The 22,565-nt window shown below is 58.9% G+C and carries 26 protein-coding genes; 12 read left to right on the plus strand and 14 right to left on the minus strand.

Annotation, left to right across the window (positions count from 1 at the left end):
• Positions 1-159: 159 nt before the first annotated feature.
• Together sodB and JOE33_RS19295 are read right to left on the minus strand one after the other, a co-directional pair.
• Positions 160-741: a superoxide dismutase [Fe] gene (gene sodB / locus JOE33_RS19290; protein WP_003313497.1), complete on the minus strand. Its 582-nt coding sequence runs from the start codon at positions 739-741 to the stop codon at positions 160-162.
• Positions 742-933: 192 nt separating this feature from the next.
• Positions 934-1,536, minus strand: coding sequence for a LysE/ArgO family amino acid transporter (locus tag JOE33_RS19295; RefSeq protein WP_010439763.1), 603 nt, complete (start codon positions 1,534-1,536; stop codon positions 934-936).
• Between the two features lie 94 nt (positions 1,537-1,630).
• Between JOE33_RS19295 and JOE33_RS19300 the strand changes: the two genes are divergently transcribed.
• From JOE33_RS19300 to JOE33_RS19315, 4 genes are all read left to right on the plus strand, one after another.
• Positions 1,631-2,530, plus strand: a complete 900-nt coding sequence (locus tag JOE33_RS19300) for a LysR family transcriptional regulator ArgP (RefSeq protein ID WP_187624952.1) — start codon at positions 1,631-1,633, stop codon at positions 2,528-2,530.
• A gap of 73 nt (positions 2,531-2,603) precedes the next feature.
• On the plus strand, positions 2,604-3,596 hold the full coding sequence (locus tag JOE33_RS19305; RefSeq protein WP_010439768.1) for an NAD(P)-dependent oxidoreductase: 993 nt from the start codon (positions 2,604-2,606) through the stop codon (positions 3,594-3,596).
• A gap of 84 nt (positions 3,597-3,680) precedes the next feature.
• A complete protein-coding gene (locus JOE33_RS19310) occupies positions 3,681-4,532 on the plus strand; it encodes an ATPase (protein ID WP_096130313.1) in 852 nt (283 codons plus the stop codon).
• A 136-nt stretch (positions 4,533-4,668) separates the two neighbouring features.
• Positions 4,669-5,442, plus strand: coding sequence for a hypothetical protein (locus tag JOE33_RS19315; RefSeq protein ID WP_187624953.1), 774 nt, complete (start codon positions 4,669-4,671; stop codon positions 5,440-5,442).
• Positions 5,443-5,514: 72 nt separating this feature from the next.
• Here the strand turns inward: JOE33_RS19315 and JOE33_RS19320 are convergent, their stop codons facing one another.
• Genes JOE33_RS19320 through JOE33_RS19330 form a run of 3 tightly spaced genes read right to left on the minus strand, consistent with a single transcriptional unit; the run spans position 5,515 to position 8,095 of the window.
• The gene (locus JOE33_RS19320) at positions 5,515-6,564 is read right to left on the minus strand and encodes an alkene reductase (RefSeq protein ID WP_187624954.1); all 1,050 of its coding nucleotides are present in this window, start codon (positions 6,562-6,564) and stop codon (positions 5,515-5,517) included.
• Between the two features lie 21 nt (positions 6,565-6,585).
• Positions 6,586-7,752 (minus strand): MFS transporter, encoded by a 1,167-nt coding sequence (locus JOE33_RS19325; protein ID WP_032615227.1) that lies wholly within the window; start codon positions 7,750-7,752, stop codon positions 6,586-6,588.
• Between the two features lie 28 nt (positions 7,753-7,780).
• The gene (locus tag JOE33_RS19330; RefSeq protein ID WP_003313487.1) at positions 7,781-8,095 is read right to left on the minus strand and encodes a helix-turn-helix transcriptional regulator; all 315 of its coding nucleotides are present in this window, start codon (positions 8,093-8,095) and stop codon (positions 7,781-7,783) included.
• A gap of 164 nt (positions 8,096-8,259) precedes the next feature.
• On the opposite strand from JOE33_RS19330, the gene JOE33_RS19335 reads away from it, so the two are divergent.
• Positions 8,260-8,859: an ACP phosphodiesterase gene (locus tag JOE33_RS19335; RefSeq protein WP_122530138.1), complete on the plus strand. Its 600-nt coding sequence runs from the start codon at positions 8,260-8,262 to the stop codon at positions 8,857-8,859.
• On the opposite strand, the gene JOE33_RS19340 is transcribed toward JOE33_RS19335, so the two are convergent.
• Both JOE33_RS19340 and olsB read right to left on the minus strand, forming a co-directional pair.
• Positions 8,817-9,611, minus strand: coding sequence for a lysophospholipid acyltransferase family protein (locus JOE33_RS19340; protein WP_122530139.1), 795 nt, complete (start codon positions 9,609-9,611; stop codon positions 8,817-8,819). The genes JOE33_RS19335 and JOE33_RS19340 overlap by 43 nt on opposite strands.
• Positions 9,611-10,366, minus strand: coding sequence for an L-ornithine N(alpha)-acyltransferase (gene olsB / locus JOE33_RS19345; RefSeq protein ID WP_003405915.1), 756 nt, complete (start codon positions 10,364-10,366; stop codon positions 9,611-9,613). Before olsB ends, JOE33_RS19340 begins: the two co-directional genes overlap by 1 nt.
• A 393-nt stretch (positions 10,367-10,759) precedes the next feature.
• Here olsB and JOE33_RS19350 point away from each other — a divergent pair, with 393 nt between their 5' ends.
• From JOE33_RS19350 to JOE33_RS19365, 4 genes are all read left to right on the plus strand, one after another.
• Positions 10,760-11,866, plus strand: coding sequence for a serine hydrolase (locus JOE33_RS19350; protein WP_187624955.1), 1,107 nt, complete (start codon positions 10,760-10,762; stop codon positions 11,864-11,866).
• The gene (locus JOE33_RS19355; protein ID WP_010439795.1) at positions 11,863-12,192 is read left to right on the plus strand and encodes a hypothetical protein; all 330 of its coding nucleotides are present in this window, start codon (positions 11,863-11,865) and stop codon (positions 12,190-12,192) included. Before JOE33_RS19350 ends, JOE33_RS19355 begins: the two co-directional genes overlap by 4 nt.
• An 89-nt stretch (positions 12,193-12,281) precedes the next feature.
• Positions 12,282-12,863, plus strand: a complete 582-nt coding sequence (locus JOE33_RS19360) for a YceI family protein (RefSeq protein WP_032615242.1) — start codon at positions 12,282-12,284, stop codon at positions 12,861-12,863.
• A gap of 1 nt (position 12,864) precedes the next feature.
• Complete coding sequence (locus JOE33_RS19365; protein ID WP_122579515.1) at positions 12,865-14,022, plus strand: phosphatidylserine/phosphatidylglycerophosphate/cardiolipin synthase family protein; 1,158 nt, start codon at positions 12,865-12,867, stop codon at positions 14,020-14,022.
• 41 nt (positions 14,023-14,063) lie between these two features.
• Here the strand turns inward: JOE33_RS19365 and JOE33_RS19370 are convergent, their stop codons facing one another.
• The 6 genes from JOE33_RS19370 to JOE33_RS19400 all read right to left on the minus strand — a co-directional run bounded on the left by JOE33_RS19370 (position 14,064) and on the right by JOE33_RS19400 (position 18,687).
• Positions 14,064-14,297 carry a DUF3077 domain-containing protein gene (locus JOE33_RS19370; protein ID WP_003313478.1) on the minus strand — a complete coding sequence of 78 codons (234 nt, stop codon included), beginning with the start codon at positions 14,295-14,297 and terminating at the stop codon, positions 14,064-14,066.
• Between the two features lie 570 nt (positions 14,298-14,867).
• Entirely contained in the window at positions 14,868-15,308 is a 441-nt protein-coding gene (locus tag JOE33_RS19380) for a type VI secretion system amidase immunity protein Tai4 (RefSeq protein WP_054993308.1), read from the minus strand.
• Between the two features lie 29 nt (positions 15,309-15,337).
• On the minus strand, positions 15,338-15,772 hold the full coding sequence (locus JOE33_RS19385) for a type VI secretion system amidase immunity protein Tai4 (RefSeq protein ID WP_032615248.1): 435 nt from the start codon (positions 15,770-15,772) through the stop codon (positions 15,338-15,340).
• Positions 15,769-16,272 (minus strand): type VI secretion system amidase effector protein Tae4, encoded by a 504-nt coding sequence (locus tag JOE33_RS19390; RefSeq protein WP_032615250.1) that lies wholly within the window; start codon positions 16,270-16,272, stop codon positions 15,769-15,771. The genes JOE33_RS19385 and JOE33_RS19390 overlap by 4 nt, the downstream gene beginning before the upstream one ends.
• A gap of 50 nt (positions 16,273-16,322) precedes the next feature.
• Positions 16,323-16,811 carry a type VI secretion system tube protein TssD gene (locus JOE33_RS19395; RefSeq protein ID WP_010439811.1) on the minus strand — a complete coding sequence of 163 codons (489 nt, stop codon included), beginning with the start codon at positions 16,809-16,811 and terminating at the stop codon, positions 16,323-16,325.
• Positions 16,812-17,163: 352 nt separating this feature from the next.
• Positions 17,164-18,687 (minus strand): fumarate hydratase, encoded by a 1,524-nt coding sequence (locus JOE33_RS19400; RefSeq protein ID WP_003418683.1) that lies wholly within the window; start codon positions 18,685-18,687, stop codon positions 17,164-17,166.
• Between the two features lie 179 nt (positions 18,688-18,866).
• Between JOE33_RS19400 and JOE33_RS19405 the strand changes: the two genes are divergently transcribed.
• Complete coding sequence (locus JOE33_RS19405; RefSeq protein ID WP_187624956.1) at positions 18,867-19,805, plus strand: iron-sulfur-binding ferredoxin reductase; 939 nt, start codon at positions 18,867-18,869, stop codon at positions 19,803-19,805.
• 173 nt (positions 19,806-19,978) lie between these two features.
• Here the strand turns inward: JOE33_RS19405 and pyk are convergent, their stop codons facing one another.
• Positions 19,979-21,430, minus strand: a complete 1,452-nt coding sequence (pyk, locus tag JOE33_RS19410) for a pyruvate kinase (protein WP_003363893.1) — start codon at positions 21,428-21,430, stop codon at positions 19,979-19,981.
• A 176-nt stretch (positions 21,431-21,606) separates the two neighbouring features.
• On the opposite strand from pyk, the gene JOE33_RS19415 reads away from it, so the two are divergent.
• Together JOE33_RS19415 and JOE33_RS19420 are read left to right on the plus strand one after the other, a co-directional pair.
• A complete protein-coding gene (locus JOE33_RS19415) occupies positions 21,607-22,002 on the plus strand; it encodes a lipoprotein (RefSeq protein ID WP_003345370.1) in 396 nt (131 codons plus the stop codon).
• A gap of 203 nt (positions 22,003-22,205) precedes the next feature.
• Entirely contained in the window at positions 22,206-22,565 is a 360-nt protein-coding gene (locus tag JOE33_RS19420; protein WP_032615256.1) for a PilZ domain-containing protein, read from the plus strand.

The raw sequence follows: 22,565 nt of genomic DNA on the forward strand, positions 1-22,565 counted from the left end.
ACAAAGTATGGGCGGCAGGCGAAAAAGATTTTCGATTCGCCTGACTGGCAGGCCGGTGTTCGACGCCGTCTGTGAAACGGGCGTCCGGTGAGCGGCCCTTGCGGACCGGAAAACATAAAAAACCCGACGCGAGGCCGGGTTTTTTCGATGACGCTGGACTCAGGCTGCGAATTGCTTGGCCACGAAGTCCCAGTTCACCAGGTTCCAGAACGCTTCCACGTACTTCGGACGCAGATTGCGGTAGTCGATGTAGTAGGCGTGTTCCCACACATCGCAGGTCAGCAGCGGGGTGTCGCCGCTGGTCAACGGGTTGCCGGCACCGATAGTGCTGGCCAGTGCCAGGGAGCCGTCAGCCTTCTTCACCAGCCAGCCCCAGCCGGAGCCGAAAGTGCCGATGGAAGTCTTGCTGAACTCTTCCTTGAACTTGTCGAAGGAACCGAACGCCTTGTTGATAGCTTCGGCCAGAGCGCCGGTAGGCTCGCCGCCAGCGTTAGGGGCCAGGCAGTTCCAGTAGAACGTGTGGTTCCAGACCTGCGCGGCGTTGTTGAAGATACCGCCCGAGGAGGTCTTGATGATCTCTTCCAGGGTCTTGCCTTCGAACTCGGTGCCGGGCACCAGGTTGTTCAGGTTCACGACGTAGGTGTTGTGGTGCTTGTCGTGGTGATATTCCAGAGTCTCCGCAGAAATGTGCGGCACCAGAGCGTCTTTGGCGTAGGGCAGTGGCGGCAATTCAAAAGCCATGGTTTATCTCCTTTCAGGTCAATTGCGGTAGTCGCAGGGCCGATCACGGGCGGCCAGATACAGCATGCACCGGGAGTTTTACTCTTTTGCGGCGCAGACCCCGGATCATAGCACCGGGTCTGCGGCTTAACCACGCAACAACTGTGTGGGATAGAGGTTCCCACGCGATTGACTCTGCGGTTATGAAAACCGTCAGGCTGACCGTATCAACTGCAAGGCCACGCTGAACATCATCACCGCGATCATCAGGTCCAGCATGCGCCAGGTGGCAGGGCGGGCCAGCCAGGGAGCCAGCCATGCCGCGCCCAGGGCAAGGCTCGAGAACCACAGCAGCGAAGCACTGGCTGCGCCGGCGACATACGCGCCAGGTACGCCCTGTTGTGCGCCCAGCGAGCCAATCAGCAGCACGGTGTCCAGATAGACATGCGGGTTCAGCAAGGTGACGGCCAGTGCGCTGAGCAACACGGTGCGCAGCGATTTTCTGCCAGCCGCTGCGCTGCGCTCGAGGCTTTGCCGCGAGCAGGCGCGGCGCAATGCCTGCAGGCCGTACCAGCTGAGGAATATCACACCACCCCAGCGCGCCACTGCCAGCAGGGTCGGATTCTGTGCTAGTACATTGGCCAGACCGAACACTCCTGCCGCCACCAGCAGGGCGTCGCAGACAATGCACAGCATCGCCACCGCCACATGATGTTCACGGCGCAGGCCCTGAGCCAGCACAAAAGCATTTTGAGTTCCGATAGCCATGATCAGTCCAGCCGCGATCAGCAGCCCATTGAGGTAGCTTTGCCACATAAGGAGGTTCCAACGAGCAGATTCAGATAGCCATTCTTATGGGGTGAGGGATATAAGGAAAACCAATAATCCTCATCGCTCATTAGGAAAACTGATGTTCGACTATAAATTGTTGTCGGCGCTGGCGGCCGTGATCGAGCAGGCCGGGTTCGAGCGTGCCGCTCAGGTGCTCGGGCTTTCTCAGTCAGCGGTCTCGCAACGCATCAAGTTGCTGGAGGCGCGCATTGGCCTGCCGGTGCTGGTACGCGCCACGCCGCCGAGCCCGACCGATATAGGTCGGCGCCTGCTCAATCACGTGCAGCAGGTCCGTTTGCTGGAACGCGACCTGCAAAGTCAGGTGCCTGCACTGGACGAGGAGGGTGTGCCCGAGCGTTTGCGAATCGCCTTGAATGCCGACAGTCTGGCAACCTGGTGGGCGCCGGCCATTGGCGCGTTTTGTACGCAGCACCGTTTGCTGCTGGATCTGGTTGTCGAAGATCAGGACGTAGGTCTCAAGCGCATGCGCGCCGGTGAGGTGGCGGCCTGCCTGTGTGGCAGCCAGCGTCCGGTGGCCGGGGCACGCAGCCAGTTGCTGGGGGCCATGCGCTACCGGGCGCTGGCCAGTCCGGCGTTCATCGCCCGCCACTTTCCGGACGGTGTCAGCCCTGAAACGCTCGTCAGATCCGCTGCACTGGTGTACGGGCCGGACGACCTTTTGCAGCATCGTTATCTGGCACTGCTGGGCGTTCAGGACGGCTTCGAGCATCATTTGTGTCCTTCCTCCGAAGGTTTCATCCGTATGATCGAGGCGGGAATGGGCTGGGGGCTGGCGCCCGAGTTGCAGGTGCGTGACCAATTGCGCAACGGCACTCTGCTCGAATTGCTGCCGGACCGTTGCATTGATGTGCCGCTCTACTGGCATCATTGGCGCAATGGTGGGCAGCTTCTGACGCGCCTCACCGAACATCTGGCGCAACATTCGGTTCACTGGCTGGTGCCGCTGAGCGAAGACTGATCGTCAACAGGATCATGTGTAATCCATGCAGGCAGTGTTTTCCTTTCCTGCAGACGCGTTAATGGAGCGGTAAATGAAGATTCTGGTCACCGGCGCGAGCGGCTTCATCGGCGGACGCTTTGCGCGTTTTGCCCTTGAGCAGGGCATGAGCGTGCGGATCAATGGCCGTCGTGCCGAAGGTGTCGAGCACCTGGTCAGGCGCGGTGCCGAGTTTATCCAGGGCGACCTTGCCGATCCCTATCTGGTGCGCGCACTGTGCGATGACGTGGAAGCGGTCGTGCATTGCGCAGGCTCGGTCGGTACGTGGGGACGTCGCCAGGATTTCATGCAGGGCAACGTGCAGCTTACGGAAAACATCGTCGAGGGCTGCCTGAAACAAAGGGTGCGAAGGCTGGTTCATCTTTCCTCGCCGTCGATCTACTTTGATGGCAATTCGCACCGTGGCATCAAGGAAGAGCAGGTGCCCAAGCGCTTTCACAATCACTACGCGGCCACCAAATACCTGGCCGAGCAAAAGGTTTTCGGTGCCGAAGAATTCGGACTTGAAGTCATCGCCCTGCGGCCGCGCTTTGTCACCGGTGCGGGCGACAACAGCATTTTCCCGCGTTTGCTGCACATGCAGCGCAAGAGGCGCCTGTCGATCGTCGGCAATGGCTTGAACGTGGTGGATTTCACCAGCATGCAAAACCTCAACGAAGCCCTGCTGAGCAGCTTGCTGGCAACGGATTCGGCACTGGGCAAGGCCTACAACATCAGCAATGGCACGCCGGTCCCGCTGTGGGATGCGATCAATTACGTGATGCGGCAGATGCACTTGCCTCAAGCCACTCGTTATCGTTCATTCGGGCTGGCCTACAGCGCCGCGGCAATCAATGAGGCCGCCTGTATGCTATGGCCGGGCAGACCTGAACCTACCCTGTCGAGAGTGGGCATGCAGGTCATGAACAGGGATTTCACGCTTGATATCAGCCGCGCCAGGCATTATCTGGATTATCAGCCTCAGGTCAGCCTTTGGACGGCGCTGGATGAGTTCTGTGGCTGGTGGCAGGCACAGCACGCGATCTGAATGCGGTAGTAGCACAGTGAGATTGAATCTGCGCTGTTGTTATACTGCCGAACTTTGATTTAACAGCTTCCTGAAGGGTTATTCATGCGCAACGATCCATACGACGACGTCGATGACGTCCCCAGCCTGAGCGCCAAGGACGACGATGACGACTTCGCGCCGAGCAATGGCGCACGCGATCGCACCACCGTCTATTCGCGCACCACGCCTGTAGTCAAGGTCAAGGCGCCGAGCACCGGACCTTTGTGGGCGTTGGTCGGGGCGCTGTTCATTGCCTTCTGCGGTCTGGGCTGGTGGAGTTTTCAGCAGGTTTCCCTGATGGAACAGCAGTTAGTGGCCACTCAGGAAAGCTTCGCGCGCATCAGCGAAGAAGCGGCGGGGCGCCTGCAGGATATTTCCGGCAAGGTTGTCGCCACTGAAGCACTTTCCAGTGATGGAGAGGCGCTCAAGCAGCGAATCAAGTTGCTGGAAGCGCAGTTGGAAGATCAGGACAAACAACGCGAAGGCGTCGAAGGCCAGCAGGGCAGTCTCGACAAGCGCCTGGAGCAGATGGCCGCGCAAACCGCGCAGCAGCAGAGTGAAAACGCGCAGTTGCAGGAACAGCTTAAAAGCGTTGTCACTGAACTGACCACGCTCAAGGCGGCGTTGCCAGACCTGAAGACGGCTCAGGCTGATCAGGGCAAGCTGGATGCGCAGATCAAAAGTGTGGCAGCCGATGTCGCCACGTTGAAAAAGCAGGGCAATCCGTCTGCCGCTGTCGAACGTCTGGAGCAGGATCTGATTGTTCTGAAAAGCCAGCAGGAAAACCGCCCGGCTCCTGCTGCAGAGGCCAGCACTGCCGAGTTCGATGCATTTCGTGCTCAGGTCACTCGCAACATCAATACCCTGACCAGCCAGATCCAGAATCTGTCGCAACAGCTCAACGCTCGTCGTTGACCCCGGGCTTGCCTGCCGCTATCCATGGCGGCAGGCAAATACTCCGGTCTTTTTTACCTCTGATAAATAAATATGCGCTTGCCAATCGAGGGAAGGCTTACGCTTGTCTGGCAGTTAACTAAATGGAGTTTCAATAATGAATGGAATCAAGGATATGCGCCCCAATACACCGGAAGAAAACATCGAAAGAGATGACGTCGTTGCTGAAGAACTTCAGTCCATACATCCAGAGTATCTGGTATCAACCAAACCAAAAGTAAACATCAAGCCTCCGGTCAAGGTGACAAATCCGGTCAAACCGCCGGTGAAGCCTCCGGTCAAGACAACGGACCCGGTCAAGCCGCCAGTCAAACCGCCGGTCAAGACAACGGACCCGGTCAAGCCGCCAGTCAAACCACCGGTCAAGACAACGGACCCGGTCAAGCCGCCAGTCAAACCGCCGGTCAAGACAACGGACCCGATCAAGCCGCCGGTCAAACCGCAGGTCAAGCCCTCTACTACTGAGCCAGTACCGCAAACTGTGCCCCCGATACCTGCGGCACCCTCGCGTCTGGACAAGCTACTGGCGGTCGTCAACACCACAACGGGCGTCCTGCAGCTGGTCCAGCCGCCTAACAGCGTGGCCAACCCGGACGGCACGGTCAGCTATCCAAACGGCAGCGTCGAGTCTGCAGATGGTCAATCCGTCACCCATCCGGACGGAACCGTGCAGAATCTGGACGGCACGACGGTGAATGCTGATGGCTCGATAGAGCACCCCAATGGTGACGTCCAGCACAAGGACGGAACCTGGGTTTTTGCGGATGGTTCGGTCAACTACCCGGACGGCCGCTGGAAAATGGTGGATGGTACGATCACCGACGCCGAAGGCAATGTGTTAGGTACGGTCAAGCCTGACGCTGCACTGTAGCGGTCACCGTTTCACGGGCGATAAAAAACCCTGGCTCTTGCGAGTCAGGGTTTTTGGCGTTGCAGTAACGTTTTACAGACGCGGGTAGTCGATGTAACCGACCGGCCCTTTGGCGTAGAACGTCTCCGGGTGCGCTTCGTTCAGAGGGGCATCACTGGCCAGCCGCTCCGGCAGGTCCGGGTTGGCGATGTAAGGCACACCGAAGGCGATTGCGTCGGCCTTGCCTTCTGCCAGCCAAGCATTGGCGCTGTCTTTGGTGAACTTCTCGTTGGCGATATAAACGCCGCCGAAGTCTTTCTTCAACTGTGGGCCGAGGCTGTCTTCAGCATCATGCTCACGGGCACAGATGAACGCGATACCGCGCTTGCCGAGCTCTTTGGCCACGTAGCTGAAGGTTTCAGCACGGTTTGCATCGCTCATGTCGTGCATGTCGAAGCGAGGCGAGAGGTGAACACCTACACGGCCAGCGCCCCAGACATCAATGACTGCGTCAGTCACTTCCAGCAGCAGACGCGCACGATTTTCTACCGAACCGCCGTACTCGTCGGTGCGCTGGTTGCTGCCGGTCAGCAGGAACTGTTCAAGCAGATAGCCGTTGGCGCCATGCACTTCCACGCCGTCGAAGCCCGCAGCCTTGGCGTTTTCCGCACCGACGCGATAGGCCTCGACGATGTCGCCGATTTCCGCCAGCTCCAGCGCGCGCGGGGTTGGCAGTGGGGTGATTGGGCGCATCAGGCTGACATGGCCTTCGGCCGCGATGGCACTCGGCGCGACCGGGGTTTCGCCGTCCAGGTAGGAAGGGTGGGAAATACGACCCACGTGCCACAACTGCAGGGCGATACGGCCACCGGCGTTATGCACTGCCTTGGTGATGTTGCTCCAGCCACGTACCTGATCGTTGGACCAGATGCCCGGGGTGTCGGGGTAGCCCACGCCCATCGGAGTGACAGAGGTGGCCTCGGTCAGGATCAGGCCGGCCGAGGCGCGCTGAACGTAATACTCGGCCATCATCGCGTTCGGTACACGGCCTTCATCGGCACGGCAGCGTGTCAGTGGGGCCATGATGATGCGGTTGTGCAGTTGCAGATCGCCCAGGGTGATCGGGTCAAAGATAGTCGTCACGTGTCGAATCCTCGTAATTGATCAATGCGTAGCAGGGGCCAGATCGGGGTTGCCGGTCTGACGAAAGGTAATCAGGGTAATCAGCAGCGCCAGCACGGCCAGGATGGCGGCGGCCAGCGGTACGCTGGTCAGGCCCAGGCCATGAGCGATGACGCTGCCACCGACCCAGGCGCCCAGCGCGTTGCCGACGTTGAAGGCACCGATGTTCAGGGTTGAAACCAGGTTCGGTGCGGCTTTGCCGAACGTCACCACGTTGATCTGCAGGGCCGGGACGGCAGCGAAGGCCGCGACTGCCCAGAGGAACAGGGTGATTTCAGCCGGGATCAACGCGGTGCTGGTCCAGCTGAGCACGGTGGAGATCACCGCCATCGAGACGAATACGCCGATCAGCGTGGACGACAGGCGGCGGTCGGCCATCTTGCCGCCGATCACGTTGCCGGCGGTCAGGCCCAGGCCGATGAGCAGCAGGGTCCAGGTCACGCCGTTGGGTGATACACCGGTGACTTCGCCGAGCAGCGGGGCAATGTAAGTGAACAGGGTGAACATGGACGCTGAGAACAGTGCAGTCATGGTCAGCGACAGCCAGATGCCGGCCCCCCGGAGAGCGCCCAGTTCAGCGCGCATGTCGAGCTTTTCTTCATTGCGGTTGGTCGGCAGGAAGCGGATCAGGCCGATCAGCGCAATCACGCCGATGACCGTGACGGCCCAGAACGTCGAGCGCCAGCCTGCGTATTGACCCAGCGCAGTACCCAGCGGCACGCCCAGCACGTTGGCCAGGGTCAGGCCGGTGAACATCAAGGCCACTGCTGAGGCGCGCCGGTTGGCGGGCACCAGACCTGCGGCAACCACCGAGCCGATGCCGAAGAACGCACCGTGACACAGTGCAGTCACCACGCGGGCGAACATCAGGACGTTGTAGTCGCTGGCCAGTGCACAGAGCAGGTTGCCGATGATGAAAACCCCCATCAGCGTGACCAGCGCGGCCTTGCGCGGCAGTTTTGCCGTGGCCATGGCCATGAACGGCGCACCGACGGCGACACCCAGCGCATAGCCGGTCACCAGCCAGCCTGCACCGGGGATCGATACACCGAGGTCGGCCGCCACATCAGGCAGCAGGCCCATGATGACGAATTCGGTGGTGCCGATGGCGAAGGCGCTCAGGGCCAGAATGAGTAGCGAAAGAGGCACGGGGCAGCTCCTGGTAAACGTTGGAAAATCAGGTCGGGTTGTTCAGTTCTTCAACCAGCGCCTGAACGAATGCCTGTATGACTTCTTCGTTGCGTCTGAAGAAATGCCATTGTCCGACCTTCTTGCTGCTGATCAGACCAGCACGTTGCAAGGTCGCCAGATGGGCCGAGACAGTGGATTGTGACAATCCCGCACGCTGATCGATCTGTCCGGCGCACACGCCGTGTTCGATCGAGTATTCCTGGGCGGGAAAGCTTGCGCGGGGGTTCTTCAGCCAGGTCAGGATTTCTCGGCGGACCGGGTGGGCCAGGGCTTTTATTATGTCGTCGAGGTCGATAGGCATGTCGTTCTCACAGGCGGTGTAGCGTTATATCGCGATAGAGCGAACCTTATATCTGTATTTCGCGATATACAAATATGATTATGTGCTTAGGATCAGACAAATCGCTATATCGGGTTATAACGATATATGGACAGAAGGTCCGAAAGCGGCCTAGGCTTGCAGCCATGAACTACTTGGCACATCTTCATCTTGGTGGGCATCGACCCGCTCAATTGCTTGGCAGCCTGTATGGCGACTTCGTCAAAGGTCCGCTGCCGGGACGTTTTCCTGCGGAGCTCGAAGCGGCGATTCGTCTGCATCGCAGCATCGACGCCTTCACTGACAGTCATCCGCTGATCAAGGCCTCCATCGCCCGCTTTCCGCTGCAGAGACGGCGTTATGCGGGCATCATGCTCGATGTCTTTTTCGATCATTGCCTGGCGCGGGACTGGCATCGTTACGCTGACCTGCCGTTGGACGCATTCACCCGCAAGGTCTATGGCACGCTGGCTGCCGAGCCGCAATTGCCCGAGCGGCTGGCGCTGATCGCACCGCGCATGGCGGCGCAGGACTGGCTGGGGTCATATCGGGATTTCGAGGTGCTGGAGCAGGTGTTGAGCGGGATATCCCGACGCCTGTCACGACCCGAAGGGCTGGCCGGCGGCATGCAGGAACTGCAGGCGCTGTACCAGCCCTTGAGTGCGGATTTCGCTGAGTTCTATCCGTTACTCGAGGATTTCGCTCAGGCCGCTCTGGCCGGACGCGAAACCACTTCGCTCGGCTGAGCCGGCGGCTCGCCAAACAACGCCACTTGAACCGCCTGCTGGGCCTTGAAGGCCAGTGCTGCGCGTTCCTGATCAGCGGTCGGGATAGGTGTCAGCAGGTGAATATGCACGTCGCTCTGCTCGTTGGCGAACAGTCGGCGCAAATGCGACAGCAAGTCATCGTCGCCAATGAACGGGGCTATCGGGTCTGGCTTGCCGTTGCGCGAGTAACCAATGGCCACCGGCTGGATCGGCACCCCAGCATCAATGGCGCTGGACAGCAGACGACCGTGAAAGGTGCGCAGGCTTTTGCCGTCAGTGGTGGTGCCTTCGGGGAAGATCAGCAGTGCGTTGCCTTGTTGCAGGTGATTGCACATCTGCCTCTGGATCAGACGGCTGTCGCCCGATCCGCGACGAATGAACAGCGTACCGGCCTTCAACGCCAGCCAGCCCGCTACCGGCCAGGTCCGCACTTCGGCTTTTGATAGAAACGACAGCGGCGCCAGCATGCCAAGCAGTGCGATGTCGGTCCATGACACATGGTTGCTGACCCACAGCATGGGCTGGGTCGGCAGTTGACCTGTCACTGTGACGCGAAACGGCAGGGCGTTGGTCAGGCGCGCCATGAACCAGCGGCTCCAGCGCTGCCGACGCTCCATCGACCCTCCGATTCTGGTGCGTTCCAGGACTGCGAACGCGCTGGCAATCGTCAATCCGAGCGCTACGACCAGTAGCACCCGGACTACGCGGGCATAGCCGCGCAACCGGCTCATCACACGGCCGCCTTGAAGTGGCGGGCGTAGCGCGGGCACAGGTCATCGCGCTTGAGCAGGATGAACACGTCGGCCACCTGGAAGTCTTCGTCCCAGCACGGTTCGCCACAGATCTTGGCCCCCAGACGCATGTAGGCCTTGAGTAGCGGTGGCATCTCGCAGATCACATTGCTCGGGATATCGAGAGTCGGCAGCGGATTCTTCGGCTCGGCGCGCAAGTGCTCGTTGCACAGGTAGCGTTCGCGCAGGCGTTGCATGATCGCATGGGCCTGAATACCGCCGTCCTGCATCGGGATGCTTGCGCAGCCCATCAGGTAGCTGTAGCCGCCTTCGTTGAGCACCTCGGCCAGCTCGCTCCACAACACCGCGATGGTGCCGCCGTTGCGATAGGCCGGATCGACGCAGGTGCGACCCAGTTCGAGGATCGGGCCTTGCAGATTGACCAGCCCGTGCAGGCTGAACTCTTCTTCGCTGTAGAAGCGCCCCAGCGTATTGGCGGCCTGATGGTCGAGCAGCCGGGTAGTGGCAACCAGACGCCCGGTGTTCAGGTCGCGCACCCCGATGTGCGAGCAGTGAACATCGTAATCGTCGATGTCCAGGCCTTGTTCAGCGCCGTTGAGACGGGCGTTGAACTCTTCGCTGAACACACTGAAACGCAATGCCTGTGCTTCCTGCAAGGCGCGCGCTCCAATCAGGCGCTCGGCCTGAAGACGACGTTCAGAAGTGTTGTCACGAATGCGGGCGATCTGGGTCATACGAATCTCCATGAGCCAGCCTTGCAGATGCAGAAAGGGCTGGTTGACTGATTTGTCCAGGCGCTTTGCCGTACTTGCAGGCTAGGGAGATGGCGTGTCATGCCTGTGAAGCTTTGGTGATGGTTGTGTGACGGGGGACGCGGTGGCCATTTCCTCTGCGTCCGGTCTTGAGGGTTGCAGGGCGGCACAGATTTGTGACTTTGTGACGCGAAGCGTCACGCAATGCATTCCCACGCTGGAGCGTGAGGAACGAGCGGGGTAAGAACGGTCACTATCGTGCACATGCTCCGCGTGGGCATGCCGTTCTGAACGCTCTACGTCCGCTCCCGGGTTGATAGCTGACTGTCATGAAACGCTGATACGGTATGCCGATTACTTTTTAGAGGCCCTGTCATGCCGCATAGATTCGTCCGCCTGTGTCTGGTTCTGATCCTGGGCTTCAGTGCCCAGGGCGTCGTTGCTCAAACATGGCCGACAGAGCAATGGTCTTCTCAGTCTGTGCCGCGATCTGCGGCCATCGAAGAGCTCGAGGCTTATGCCTTCCCGCCTCGCGACGACGCCACGCGCAAGGGCATACGCACCGATGCGCTGCTGGTGATTCGTGATGGCGAAGTTGTGTACGAGCGCTACGGCGGTGTAACCACCGCGCAAACGCCGCACCTGACCTGGTCGATCAGCAAAAGCATCATGGCGACGGTGCTGGGGGTGGCGTTTGCAGAAGGACGCTTTCAACTGAATGATCCGGTGGCGAAGTTCTACACGCCGTTCAAGGCGCACCCCGAGGTCGCCATCAAAGACCTGATGCACTGGGCGTCGGGTCTGGATTGGCAGGAAGACTACGAATACGCTCCGCTCAACTCCTCGGTGGTCGCCATGCTCTACACCCGCGGGCGTGACGACATGGCGCGCTTCACCGCCGATCACCGCGCTGCCCAACCCCCCGGCAAGACTTACCTCTACTCCAGCGGCGACAGCACCGTTCTGGCTGCGGCCTTGAAAAAGATGGTCGGCGCTGAGGCCTATCCGGGTTATCCATGGGCCGCGCTGTTCGACCCGCTCGGCATCCGCAGTGCCGTCTGGGAAACCGATGGTGCGGGTACATTTGTAGGCTCTTCCTATGCCTACATGACCGCCCGCGATCTGGCACGCATCGGCCTGCTGATGCAGCGCGGCGGGCAATGGCAGGATCGGCAGTTGCTCAACAAGGAGTGGATGGGCTTCGCGTTGACGCCGTTTGCCGGTACAGGCGTGGATGCCAGCGTTGAAGTGCCTGGAGGCCAATGGTGGCTCAACCGTACTGCCGATGGCGGCAAAGGACCGTGGCCGGAAGCTCCCCCTGACACCTTCGCGGCACTGGGGCATTGGGGGCAGGCGCTGTATGTGATTCCCGATCAGAAGCTGGTGATCGTGCGCTATGCCGATGACCGCGACAGTACCTACAACCACAATGAGATGCTCAAGCGCGTACAGGCCGCGTTTGGCAAGGAGGGCGGTCAATGAGCACGCGTCGAATGTTCATCCTGCGCCGTCCCTTCAGCAGCCTGCTGTTGCTGATGGTTGCCGCACTTGCCATCCTCGCCTGGCAGTACCGTGTGAACCTGCAGGCATTTCCGACCATCATCAGTGCCTACACCGCCAAGGAATACTGCTCGTGCAGGTACGTCATGAACAATTCCGAAGCGTATTGCCAAGGCTACATCAAGCAGTATCTGCCCAGCACGCTGGTCGACGACAGCAGTCAAAAACGGGTCATTGCCAGCGGCCTCGGACGCACTAGCAGCGCGTCGTGGCAGGGTGAGCGACAGGGCTGTCGCTTGCTGCCCTAAGGGCTTGGTGGATTGTCGCCGAACGCAGGCGTTTGCCAGCGGTCAGACAGGCGGATAAGGTGGCCCTCAATTGCACGTCTGGAGTCTGCATGCTCACTATGAATCGCCTGCTGCTGGTCCTGCTGGCCGCAGCGGCGTTACCTGCCCATGCGAACTGGTATCTGGATAACGAGTCGTCACGGCTCTCGTTCACCTCGACTAAAAACGCCGATATTGCCGAGGTGCATCGCTTTCTCGTGCTGCACGGCAAAGTCGACGCCAAGGGGCTGGCTGAAGTGGAAGTTGAAACCGATTCAGTCAGTACCGGCACTCCGCTGCGCGATGAGCGCCTTCGAGAGCAGGTGTTTCAGGTGCGCAAGTTTCCGACTGCTCAGATCAATGCGCAGCTCGACATGCGCCCGATCAACGACCTCGCGCCCGGTGCGCAACTGGAACTGCGTTTACCGCTGACCGTCAGCCTGCGCGGCAAGACCCACAGCTATAACGCCGAGCTGCTGGCGACGCGTCTGGACGAGCGGCGCTTTCAGGTCGTGACCCTCGAGCCGCTGGTGATCCATGCCCAGGATTTCGATATGGCCCCGGACTTCAAGGCCTTGCGCAATGCCGCAGGATTGTCGGCGGTGAGCCTCTCGGTCCCGGTCGGGGCTGTCCTGATCTTCACGGCGCGCTGATATGAACGGTGCGATTTTTCCGTGGCGTGAAAACAACCGCTTTCAATTGCTGATCGACGGCCCTGCGTTCTTCCCGCGCATGATCGCAGCCATTGATCGCGCCGAGCAGCAGGTCGATCTGGAGTTGTACCTGGTCGAAGCCGGGGCCTGCGCCGACGCCATTGTGCGCGCGCTGGTCGAGGCGGGCAGGCGTGGCGTAATCGTGCGCTGCCTGTTCGATGACTTCGGTTCAAAAGCCTTCGACGCCGGCCTGCGCAAGCAACTGACCGATGCCGGTGTGATTTTGCGTTTCTACAATCCGATCCACTGGCGGCGCGGCGTGCGCAACTTCTACCGCGACCATCGCAAACTGCTGGTGGTGGACAAGGCCTTGGCCGTGGTTGGCGGCACCGGTGTGACCGACGAATTCTGGGAGCCGGACAAAGACGTCAGCCAGTGGCACGAAGTGATGGTCGAAATCACCGGGCCACTGGTGATTGACTGGCAGGCGCTGTTCAACCGGCAGTTCCATGCCAACGCCCGGCGTTTCGCCTGGCGTCCGAAAGAAAACTTCGGCCTTGATCACCTGCCCAAGGCCCCGACAACCGGTGAGGGCCTGGGCCGCGTGGCGTATGCCGATTCCCGCCAGCACCGCGACATTCTGCAGTCGCTGGTGCGTGCGCTGAACACCGGACAAAAGCGGATATGGCTGGCAACCCCTTACTTCCTGCCCACCTGGAAAGTTCGCCGCGCCCTGCGCAGGGCGGCGGCGCGTGGTGTTGATGTGCGTTTGCTGCTGACCGGGCCGCGCACCGATCATCCGTCCGTACGCTATGCCGGTCACCGCTACTACCCGCGCCTGTTGCGCGCCGGGGTCAAGGTGTTCGAATACCAGCCCTGCTTTCTGCACCTGAAAATGGTCCTGATCGACGACTGGGTGAGTCTCGGCTCGTGCAATTTCGATCACTGGAACCTGCGCTTCAACCTGGAAGCCAACCTCGAAGCCCTCGACCCTGGATTGACCCGCGACGTGGTCGCCAGCTTCGAAAAAGACTTCGCCCTGAGCGCCGAGACCACGCTGGCAGACTGGAAGGCCAGACCGCTGTGGCGACGGGTCAAACAGCGCTTGTGGGGCTGGATCGACCGGCTGGTGGTTAACTTGCTGGATCAGCGTAACTGAGGGTTACACGGGGCCACGCTTGGCCCCGGGCTGTCATCCCGTCAGACGATGCATTCCAGTGAACGGTCAACCATGGCTTTGGCCATCTCGGCCATGTGCAACACCGAAAACGCCAGATCACGGCTGGTGCCCTGGGTGCTGTCGCCGGACTCATAGGCCGTCGTGATGATGCAGCGCAGCAGATCCGAAGCGTAGTTGAGTGCTTCTTCCTGGCTGACGGAGGCGTTGACGGTGAACAGGGCAGTGGGCGGGTCGGGGACGATTTTATCGGGCATGTTTGCAACTCCTGATCAATGAAAGGAGCCGCCCCTTTCGCTACCAAACGATCAGGGTGGCGGCCGTACGCAGGTTGGTAGACCGGTGACCAGGCAAGCCGGTGCGTCCGAAGACGCCAAGCGCACGGCCACCATAAACGCAGGCCGAAAAAATGCGCCTTGAGAAGGTGGCGCATTGCGCACAGGTCACTCAGGTCTACCAAACCTGATCGCTGATTGGGCAGCGATCGATGAAGGCTAGAGACCTGAATAGCCAAGCGCAAGAGGCCGGGATTTTCTCGGAAATTTCCTTCAATTGAAAGGTAGGCGTCCTGCTGATAATTCCTACAAGAATTATCGAAATGGGTTTTCTGAAGATGTTTTCGGTGTAGGCGGGGAAGTGACGAGGGCTGTTTGTCAGTATTTCAGCAAGCAGTACATCACCGAGGGCGAGACCTTAAGAAGCTATCGGATTACAGTGAATCAGCATGATGTGTCTCCGCCCTATAGATAATGTGCGGAGTAGAGTGCTTGTAATGAAAATAGCCTGTGCAGCGTTTGCCGGACAGGCTTGTTGCATGAATGGAGTAGTTAAGGCTTTTTGATATTCTGCATGTAGGTATGATTTGGATCTGTAACGACCTTCTTCGTCAACGCGTCCAGTTCCTTGCTGTGATACATGTCCAGGCATTTCAGCAGGTCGAATTTTATACCCCTGATCCGGGATTCGGCCAAAGGGTTTGTGTAGTCTCGCGCGAGGTATTTTTCAACCAGGGTCTTGACGGCAAGAGGACTTTTTTCCATGTCATAGTAGGTCCAGTCACGCATCGCACTGACACTGCTGCCCGCGTCAATTCCGACGTTTACGTCATATTTATAAGCGGTGGTTATGCAGGTGGCTAGCGCCATGTCCTTGTAGTTTTTTTCAAAGGTTCTGTACATTCCTTCGGGCGATGAGGTCGGGGTGTAGGCAAAGCAGTTGGATGTTGCTAAGACTAGAGATAATGCAAGGGCCGCAAGACATGATTTCATTCTGCGAACCTCCCTGTGAATATGGATTTTTATTTGTAGTCTTGCATGTAGGTGTGTGTTGGATTTACGACAGTCTTTTTTGTTAAGTCATTCAGATCCTTACTGTGGTAAAGATCCAGGCACTTTAAAAGGTCAAATTTTACACCTTTTATCTCGGACTCGGTTAAGGGGTTTGTATAATCTCTGGTCAGATACTTTTTTACGAGTGCTCGTATTTCATCAGGTCCCACTTCCCAGTCGTAATTTGCCCAGTCCTCAATGGCGGTGACGCTACTTCCAGCGTCAATTCCGACCTTTACGTCATATGCGTAAGCGTTTGCTATACAGGTAGCGAGGACCAGGTCCTTGAAGTTTTTTTCATAGCTTCGGTGCATGCCCTCTGGTGATGAAGGTTTTGTATGTGCGAAGCTCTCGGTTGCCACGAGTGCGAGACAGACTGTGAAGGCTTTGAAGAGAAACTTCATGAGGTTAGGCTCCAAAAGTTTGCCGTATCCGTACGGTAGTTGACGTAGGGCTCGTTAAAGTAGCAATGGTCATAGCAAAGATTGCCGTCAAACAACGTTGCATGGCCTTTTGCGTCTGTCCAGCCCGATATTTCAAATAATATAATTCCTTTTTTTCTTGCAAGCGCTCCGCCGTCAGAAGGTGGGTATTTGACGACCTCAGGCTTGCCCCAGTGCGTTTCCAAAAAGCTTTTCAGGTTCGATACACGGAAAAAGTACTGGTGCTGATCTGCGCCGGAGACTGTCTGTTTAGATACTTTAGGTATTTTCAGTCCTGAGTAGTTCAGGATGTAACTTAATCGAACAGCACAGGTGTTCCTCCATTTTGTAGAAGGATCAGGGTTGTTTATGTTCTTCGCGACGAACCCACCAATCACCTCTGCCACTCGCTTTTCCGGCGCTATCGGATCATAAATATGTTGCGAAGCCGCCCAGGCGGCGGTAAAAAATGGCCGTGCCATAGTCCTTCCTTGATCATGTCGTGACGTTTTATGCGTGAGCGTTCAAGACGTCAGGAATAGGCCTTGTTGTTGATACGGTTCCAGCCACCCGAGACATTCCCTCCACCGGCTCCGTCAGATCTTTTCTGCTGGGTGTAGGTGGTTTTGATTTTTCCGTAGTTTAGGCTGATGGTCTCGCTGGGGATGCCATCGTTGGCATGCTGGGTGTAGTTGGAAATGATGACTTCTTCCAGCAGCACTTCAAAGTATTTGACCTTGTCTCCGCCTGCACGATGCAGTGACAAGACGACTTCCTTCAGGTGCTTGCCCGCGCACAACGTTTCCATGAGCTTGCAGCTCGACTTGTCCAGTGATTTGGTGAACGTGAAATCACTCAAGGACGTCCGACCCGACGAGGCGCCTCCTGAAGAACTCGCCGTGGCGGAGGTACTTTGGTGCATGCCGAAACCATACCCGGTGATCTCGATACAGTCCTTGTAGCGGTCATCCAGCGCTTCGCCTGGAATGCCTTCGATTTTGATGTATGCGTCAAAAGCCATTTTAGAATCTCCCTGTGTATCAGGCGGTATTCCTGAAACGTACATTTTATTTTTCATGAGCCCAGTGGTTTACAGCCAGCAGAAGAATAAGCTGTGTTGCGGGGAGGGACAGGGGCAATGAGCTTCAGTGAAGTACCGAACCATCTCGGTTTGTTGTCTGAAATGTATTACGGACTGATCGCAAGGGCGCGATATGTCTAGCCCCTGTGCATGTTATTCAGGAAGAAAGTTACCGGGTTATATTGGCAACAGACTGACGCGTCTATTCGAGCCGATCGCAATTTCAGGTTCAGTCAGTTACTCAGCAAAAACCCGGCTTGCGCCGGGTTTTTATTGTCTTGCAGATCAAAGCTTACTGCACTTCCACCGCCAGACTGTCGCTGATCTTTTTCTGCCAGATCTGCGGGCCGGTGATGTGAACGGACTCACCGGTGCTGTCGACTGCAACGGTAACCGGCATGTCCTTGACCTCGAACTCGTAGATCGCTTCCATGCCCAGCTCGGCGAAGGCCACGACGCGGGATTTCTTGATCGCCTGAGCCACCAGATAGGCAGCACCACCAACGGCCATCAGGTACACGGCCTTGTGATCACGGATCGCTTCGATGGCGGTCGGGCCGCGTTCGGATTTGCCGATCATGCCCAGCAGGCCGGTCTGGTCGAGGATCTGACGGGTGAATTTGTCCATCCGGGTGGCCGTGGTCGGGCCGGCCGGGCCGACGACTTCTTCGCGTACCGGATCAACCGGGCCGACGTAGTAGATGAAGCGACCCTTGAGGTCTACCGGCAGGGTTTCACCCCTGTTGAGCATTTCGACCATGCGCTTGTGCGCTGCGTCGCGGCCGGTGAGCATCTTGCCATTGAGCAAAACGGTTTCGCCCGGTTTCCAGCTCTGTACTTCTTCCGGGGTCAGGGTATCGAGGTTGACGCGGCGGGCCGATGGGCCGGCTTCCCAGACGATTTCCGGGTAGGCGTCCAGCGATGGAGCCTCCAGCGAAGCGGGGCCGCTGCCGTCGAGCACGAAGTGCGCGTGGCGGGTGGCGGCGCAGTTGGGGATCATGCACACCGGCAGCGACGCGGCGTGGGTCGGGTAGTCCATGATCTTGACGTCGAGCACAGTGGTCAGACCGCCCAGGCCCTGAGCGCCGATGCCCAGCTGGTTGACCTTCTCGAACAGCTCCAGACGCATCTCTTCGATACGATTCTGTGGGCCGCGGGCCTTCAGCTCGTGGATGTCGATGGACTCCATCAACACTTCCTTGGCCATGACCGCGGCTTTTTCTGCGGTGCCGCCGATACCGATGCCGAGCATGCCCGGCGGGCACCAGCCTGCGCCCATGGTCGGAACGGTTTTCAGAACCCAGTCGACGATCGAGTCGGAAGGGTTGAGCATCGCCATCTTCGATTTGTTTTCCGAACCGCCGCCTTTCGCCGCGACGTCCACTTCCACGGTGTTACCCGGGACGATGGAGTAGTGAATGACGGCCGGGGTGTTGTCCTTGGTGTTTTTGCGAGCGCCTGCCGGATCGGCAAGGATCGAGGCACGCAGCACGTTTTCAGGCAGGTTGTACGCGCGACGCACGCCTTCGTTGATCATGTCGTCCAGGCCCATGGTGGCGCCGTCCCAGCGAACATCCATCCCCACGCGCACGAAAACCGTGACGATGCCGGTGTCTTGGCAGATCGGGCGATGACCGGTCGCGCACATGCGCGAGTTGATCAGGATCTGGGCGATGGAGTCACGAGCGGCAGGCGACTCTTCACGCAGATACGCCTCGTGCATGGCCTGGATGAAGTCCACGGGGTGGTAATAGGAAATGAACTGCAGTGCGTCTGCAACGCTCTGAATCAGGTCGTCTTGCTTGATCACGGTCATGCGGCGCGCTCCTCTGTAAGGACGGGAACATTCAATTACGCTATCGGCGGCAGTCTGGAACTGCGGCTTGAACCAGAGCTGTCAGGTTGGCCGTAGCGGGCGCAAAAAGGCGCGGCAGTATAACCCGCCCGACAAGCCAGTCTGTACAATCGCCGTTATTTTCTGCACAGGCCGTCTTGATGCCTCAATTGCATGTGGGTGAGCTTAGCTGGTCGGTGGCATCGGCCAGCAATCTGCTCGACGCCCTGAACCATGCCGGTATTCCGGTCCCTTACAGCTGTCGTGCCGGCAGTTGCCACGCGTGTCTGGTGCGCGTCGTAAAGGGCGAGCCTGATGACGCGTTGCCCGACGCGCTGCCTGCCGAAAAGCGCCAGCAGGGTTGGCGGCTTGCCTGTCAGTGCCGAGTGACGGGGGATCTGGCTGTCGAGGTATTTGACCCGCAGCGTGATGGTCTGCCCGCAGCGGTCACAGGCTGCGACTGGCTCTCTGCGTCGGTGCTGCGTTTGCGTCTGGAGCCTGCGCGACCTCTGCGCTATAGCGCTGGGCAGCACCAGGTGTTGTGGACGGACAGCGGTGTTGCGCGGCCTTACTCGCTGGCGAGCCTTCCCGGTGAGGATGCGTTTCTGGAGTTTCATGTCGACTGCCAGCAGCCCGGGGCCTTCCGTGACGTTGCTCGCCAGTTGCAGGTCGGTGACGCTCTGAGGCTCGGCGAGCTGCGCGGTGGTGCGCTGCGTTACGACCCGGACTGGCAGGAAAAACCCTTATTGCTGCTGGCCGCCGGCACCGGGCTCGGGCCCTTGTGGGGTGTGCTGCGCGAGGCTTTGCGCCAGGACCATCAAGGCGCGATACGCTTGATTCATCTGGCCCGCGACAGCCAGGAGCATTATCTGGCCGATGAACTGCACGCCCTGGCTGAGCGTTATCCCCAACTGCATGTTCAGCTGGTTGCTCCGCAGACGCTACAGACAACCCTGGCTGAACTGCGCCTGTTGTCGCGGCACGCGATGGCGCTGGTGTGTGGCAGTGCCGACAGTGTCGAGGTATTTGCCAAGCGCCTCTATCTGGCGGGGCTTTCGCGCAATCAATTGCTGGCGGATGTGTTTTTGGCGCGGGAATAAGAGGCTCGTTAGTTAACGCTCTCGTTCCGCATGCTTCAGCGCTTAGCGTTATACAAGTCCGCTTTTGATTCTGGCCTACGGGCAGAAGCCTGAAAGCCCAACTTCCCGGACTGAAACAATGCAAAAGGCCCCGACTCTTGCGAGACGGGGCCTTGGCTTGCCGTGTGCTGCGATCAGACCAATGGGTCGCCAACATGCAGGATTTTCATGCCGTTGGTGCCGCCGATGGTGTGGTAGCTGTCGCCCTTGGTGAGGATGACCCAGTCACCTTGCTCGACCAGACCACGCTTGAGCAGTTCGTCGACTGCGGCCTGGCTGACCTGACCTGGGGGCAGGGCTGCCGGGTCGAATGGCACGGTGTAGACACCACGGAACATCGCTGCACGCGCCTGAGTACCACGGTGCGGAGAGAACGCGTAGATCGGCACCGAGGAACGGATGCGCGACATGATCAGCGGGGTATAGCCGCTTTCGGTCAGTGCGATGATCGCCTTCACACCCGGGAAGTGGTTGGCGGTGTACATGGCCGCCAGCGCAATGCTTTCATCGCAACGGGTGAACGAATGACCGATACGATGGCTGGAAGTCTTGCCGGTCGGGTGCTTTTCAGCACCAATGCAGATACGGGCCATGGCCTGAACCGCTTCGATCGGATAGGAGCCTGCAGCACTTTCGGCCGACAGCATCACGGCGTCGGTGTAGTCGAGCACGGCGTTGGCCACGTCGGACACTTCGGCACGCGTCGGCATGGGGCTGGAGATCATCGACTCCATCATCTGCGTGGCAACGATCACTGCCTTGTTGTGGCGACGGGCGTGCAGGATGATGCGTTTCTGTACGCCGACCAGTTCGGCATCACCGATTTCAACGCCCAGGTCACCACGAGCGACCATGACCGCGTCACTGGCGCGGATCAGCTCATCCAGCACTTCGTCGTTGGCAACGGCTTCGGCGCGTTCGATCTTGGCCACCAGCCAGGCCGTACCACCGGATTCGTCGCGCAACTGGCGAGCGTATTCCATGTCGGCGGCGTCGCGCGGGAAGGAAACGGCCAGGTAGTCCAGGTCCATCTCGGCAGCGAGCTTGATGTCCTGCTTGTCTTTTTCGGTCAGTGCCGGCGCCGTCAGGCCACCACCACGACGGTTGATGCCTTTGTGGTCGGACAGCGGACCACCGATCAGCACGGTGCAGTGCAGTTCGTCAGCGGTCTGGGTGTCGACGCGCATGACCACGCGACCATCGTCGAGCAGCAACTCGTCGCCTACGCCGCAATCCTTGACCAGATCCGGGTAGTCGATACCCACGATCTGCTGGTTGCCACTGGTCAGCGGATGAGCGGTGGAGAAGGTGAACTTGTCACCGACCTTCAGCTCTATTCGCTTGTCGGTGAACTTTGCGATACGGATCTTCGGCCCCTGCAGGTCGCCCAGCAGAGCGACGAAGCGCCCGTGTCTGGCGGCGATTTCGCGGATCAGCCTGGCCCGAGCCTTGTGCTCGTCCGGAGTACCGTGAGAGAAGTTCAGACGAGCAACGTCCAGACCCGAAAGGATCAGTTGTTCGATGACTTCCGGCGAGTTGCTGGCAGGGCCAAGTGTGGCGACGATTTTGGTGCGGCGAACGGTCATGCACAAACTCCTTAATTGAAGCGCAGCGAGAGGCTACTCCTGTCTGGGTATTTAGTCATTGTTCCTTTGCACTACCGTGTCATGGTCAGGGAGGGCGATCGGCTGACAACCGGCGCTCTATTGGCCTGAAGAAACAGGCTGTGACGCCGATACAGGGCAGAGAACAGGAGAGTCCCATGCGTATTGTAACGATTGTTGTATTACTGACTGCGCTCAGCGGTTGCACCCGCTGGGCGATGAATTCCAACCTTGATCACGCCTATCGTGCCTATCAGGAAGGTGACTGTGATCGGGTGATGCTCGATCTCTCCAAGGTCGAACGCCAGAGCCGCTCGCGCCGTTATGTCCAGCCGGAAGTGTCGATGTTGCGCGGCCAGTGCCTGGAACGACAGAAGTTGTATGTCGATGCGGCGCAAACCTATCAATTCCTGATGGCGCAGTATCCAGAAAGTGAGTACGCGTTCCGCGCACGCGCCAGACTCGACACGCTTGCGCAAACAGGCCTTTACCCCAGGGCCCAACCTGCCAGGCCCATACCTGTGCCTGTTCGAAACGCTCCCGTATCGAAATAATTACCCTCGTTTGAATGGGGTGGGTTGTGTTCGGGTGGATTTCGAATAATTTTGAGCTAGGCTGAGGTCACAAAGTGGACGAGCTGCAGGGCTCCAGGCCGAGGCTGTTACCTGGATCGCTCCTGTCGTGCAGCGCATTCGAAGTCCGCAACGAACACACGGTGTTGCGTTGTCGCAATACCCGTCTCGGAAGGCAGCCTGCCATGTATAAAGAGCGGAAAATCGAACGCCATCAACTGCAGGATTATCTGCAGGTTTTCAATCGTCATACCGGCAAGCTGGTGGGGTGCCTGGGGAATGTCTCCGGCGAAGGGCTGATGCTTATCAGCAGCCTGCCGATCCTGGTGGGGGCCAGGTTCGATCTATGTCTGAAACTGCCGAATGGCAATATCGGACAGCCCATTGATGTGAGCGCCAGGTGCCTCTGGTGTCACGAAGACGAGACACCTGGCAGTCATGACTCCGGTTTTGAATTGTGTCAGGTCTCGACGGAGTATCTGGAGTTCGTGCAGTTGTTGCGACAGTACTTCTGTTTTTACCCTTCCTACGAAGCCTCTGCCTGA

Origin of the sequence: Pseudomonas sp. PvP027, assembly GCF_017833005.1 — a bacterium.
GTDB lineage: Bacteria > Pseudomonadota > Gammaproteobacteria > Pseudomonadales > Pseudomonadaceae > Aquipseudomonas > Aquipseudomonas congelans.

What these genes read in the sequence shown, in the direction of transcription:
- sodB (WP_003313497.1), bottom strand. Translation starts at nt 741, where the DNA reads ATGGCTTTTGAATTGCCGCCACTGCCCTACGCCAAAGACGCTCTGGTG.
- JOE33_RS19295 (WP_010439763.1), bottom strand. Translation starts at nt 1,536, where the DNA reads ATGTGGCAAAGCTACCTCAATGGGCTGCTGATCGCGGCTGGACTGATC.
- JOE33_RS19300 (WP_187624952.1), top strand. Translation starts at nt 1,631, where the DNA reads ATGTTCGACTATAAATTGTTGTCGGCGCTGGCGGCCGTGATCGAGCAG.
- JOE33_RS19305 (WP_010439768.1), top strand. Translation starts at nt 2,604, where the DNA reads ATGAAGATTCTGGTCACCGGCGCGAGCGGCTTCATCGGCGGACGCTTT.
- JOE33_RS19310 (WP_096130313.1), top strand. Translation starts at nt 3,681, where the DNA reads ATGCGCAACGATCCATACGACGACGTCGATGACGTCCCCAGCCTGAGC.
- JOE33_RS19315 (WP_187624953.1), top strand. Translation starts at nt 4,669, where the DNA reads ATGAATGGAATCAAGGATATGCGCCCCAATACACCGGAAGAAAACATC.
- JOE33_RS19330 (WP_003313487.1), bottom strand. Translation starts at nt 8,095, where the DNA reads ATGCCTATCGACCTCGACGACATAATAAAAGCCCTGGCCCACCCGGTC.
- JOE33_RS19335 (WP_122530138.1), top strand. Translation starts at nt 8,260, where the DNA reads ATGAACTACTTGGCACATCTTCATCTTGGTGGGCATCGACCCGCTCAA.
- JOE33_RS19340 (WP_122530139.1), bottom strand. Translation starts at nt 9,611, where the DNA reads ATGAGCCGGTTGCGCGGCTATGCCCGCGTAGTCCGGGTGCTACTGGTC.
- olsB (WP_003405915.1), bottom strand. Translation starts at nt 10,366, where the DNA reads ATGACCCAGATCGCCCGCATTCGTGACAACACTTCTGAACGTCGTCTT.
- JOE33_RS19350 (WP_187624955.1), top strand. Translation starts at nt 10,760, where the DNA reads ATGCCGCATAGATTCGTCCGCCTGTGTCTGGTTCTGATCCTGGGCTTC.
- JOE33_RS19355 (WP_010439795.1), top strand. Translation starts at nt 11,863, where the DNA reads ATGAGCACGCGTCGAATGTTCATCCTGCGCCGTCCCTTCAGCAGCCTG.
- JOE33_RS19360 (WP_032615242.1), top strand. Translation starts at nt 12,282, where the DNA reads ATGCTCACTATGAATCGCCTGCTGCTGGTCCTGCTGGCCGCAGCGGCG.
- JOE33_RS19365 (WP_122579515.1), top strand. Translation starts at nt 12,865, where the DNA reads ATGAACGGTGCGATTTTTCCGTGGCGTGAAAACAACCGCTTTCAATTG.
- JOE33_RS19370 (WP_003313478.1), bottom strand. Translation starts at nt 14,297, where the DNA reads ATGCCCGATAAAATCGTCCCCGACCCGCCCACTGCCCTGTTCACCGTC.
- JOE33_RS19380 (WP_054993308.1), bottom strand. Translation starts at nt 15,308, where the DNA reads ATGAAATCATGTCTTGCGGCCCTTGCATTATCTCTAGTCTTAGCAACA.
- JOE33_RS19385 (WP_032615248.1), bottom strand. Translation starts at nt 15,772, where the DNA reads ATGAAGTTTCTCTTCAAAGCCTTCACAGTCTGTCTCGCACTCGTGGCA.
- JOE33_RS19390 (WP_032615250.1), bottom strand. Translation starts at nt 16,272, where the DNA reads ATGGCACGGCCATTTTTTACCGCCGCCTGGGCGGCTTCGCAACATATT.
- JOE33_RS19395 (WP_010439811.1), bottom strand. Translation starts at nt 16,811, where the DNA reads ATGGCTTTTGACGCATACATCAAAATCGAAGGCATTCCAGGCGAAGCG.
- JOE33_RS19400 (WP_003418683.1), bottom strand. Translation starts at nt 18,687, where the DNA reads ATGACCGTGATCAAGCAAGACGACCTGATTCAGAGCGTTGCAGACGCA.
- JOE33_RS19405 (WP_187624956.1), top strand. Translation starts at nt 18,867, where the DNA reads ATGCCTCAATTGCATGTGGGTGAGCTTAGCTGGTCGGTGGCATCGGCC.
- pyk (WP_003363893.1), bottom strand. Translation starts at nt 21,430, where the DNA reads ATGACCGTTCGCCGCACCAAAATCGTCGCCACACTTGGCCCTGCCAGC.
- JOE33_RS19415 (WP_003345370.1), top strand. Translation starts at nt 21,607, where the DNA reads ATGCGTATTGTAACGATTGTTGTATTACTGACTGCGCTCAGCGGTTGC.
- JOE33_RS19420 (WP_032615256.1), top strand. Translation starts at nt 22,206, where the DNA reads ATGTATAAAGAGCGGAAAATCGAACGCCATCAACTGCAGGATTATCTG.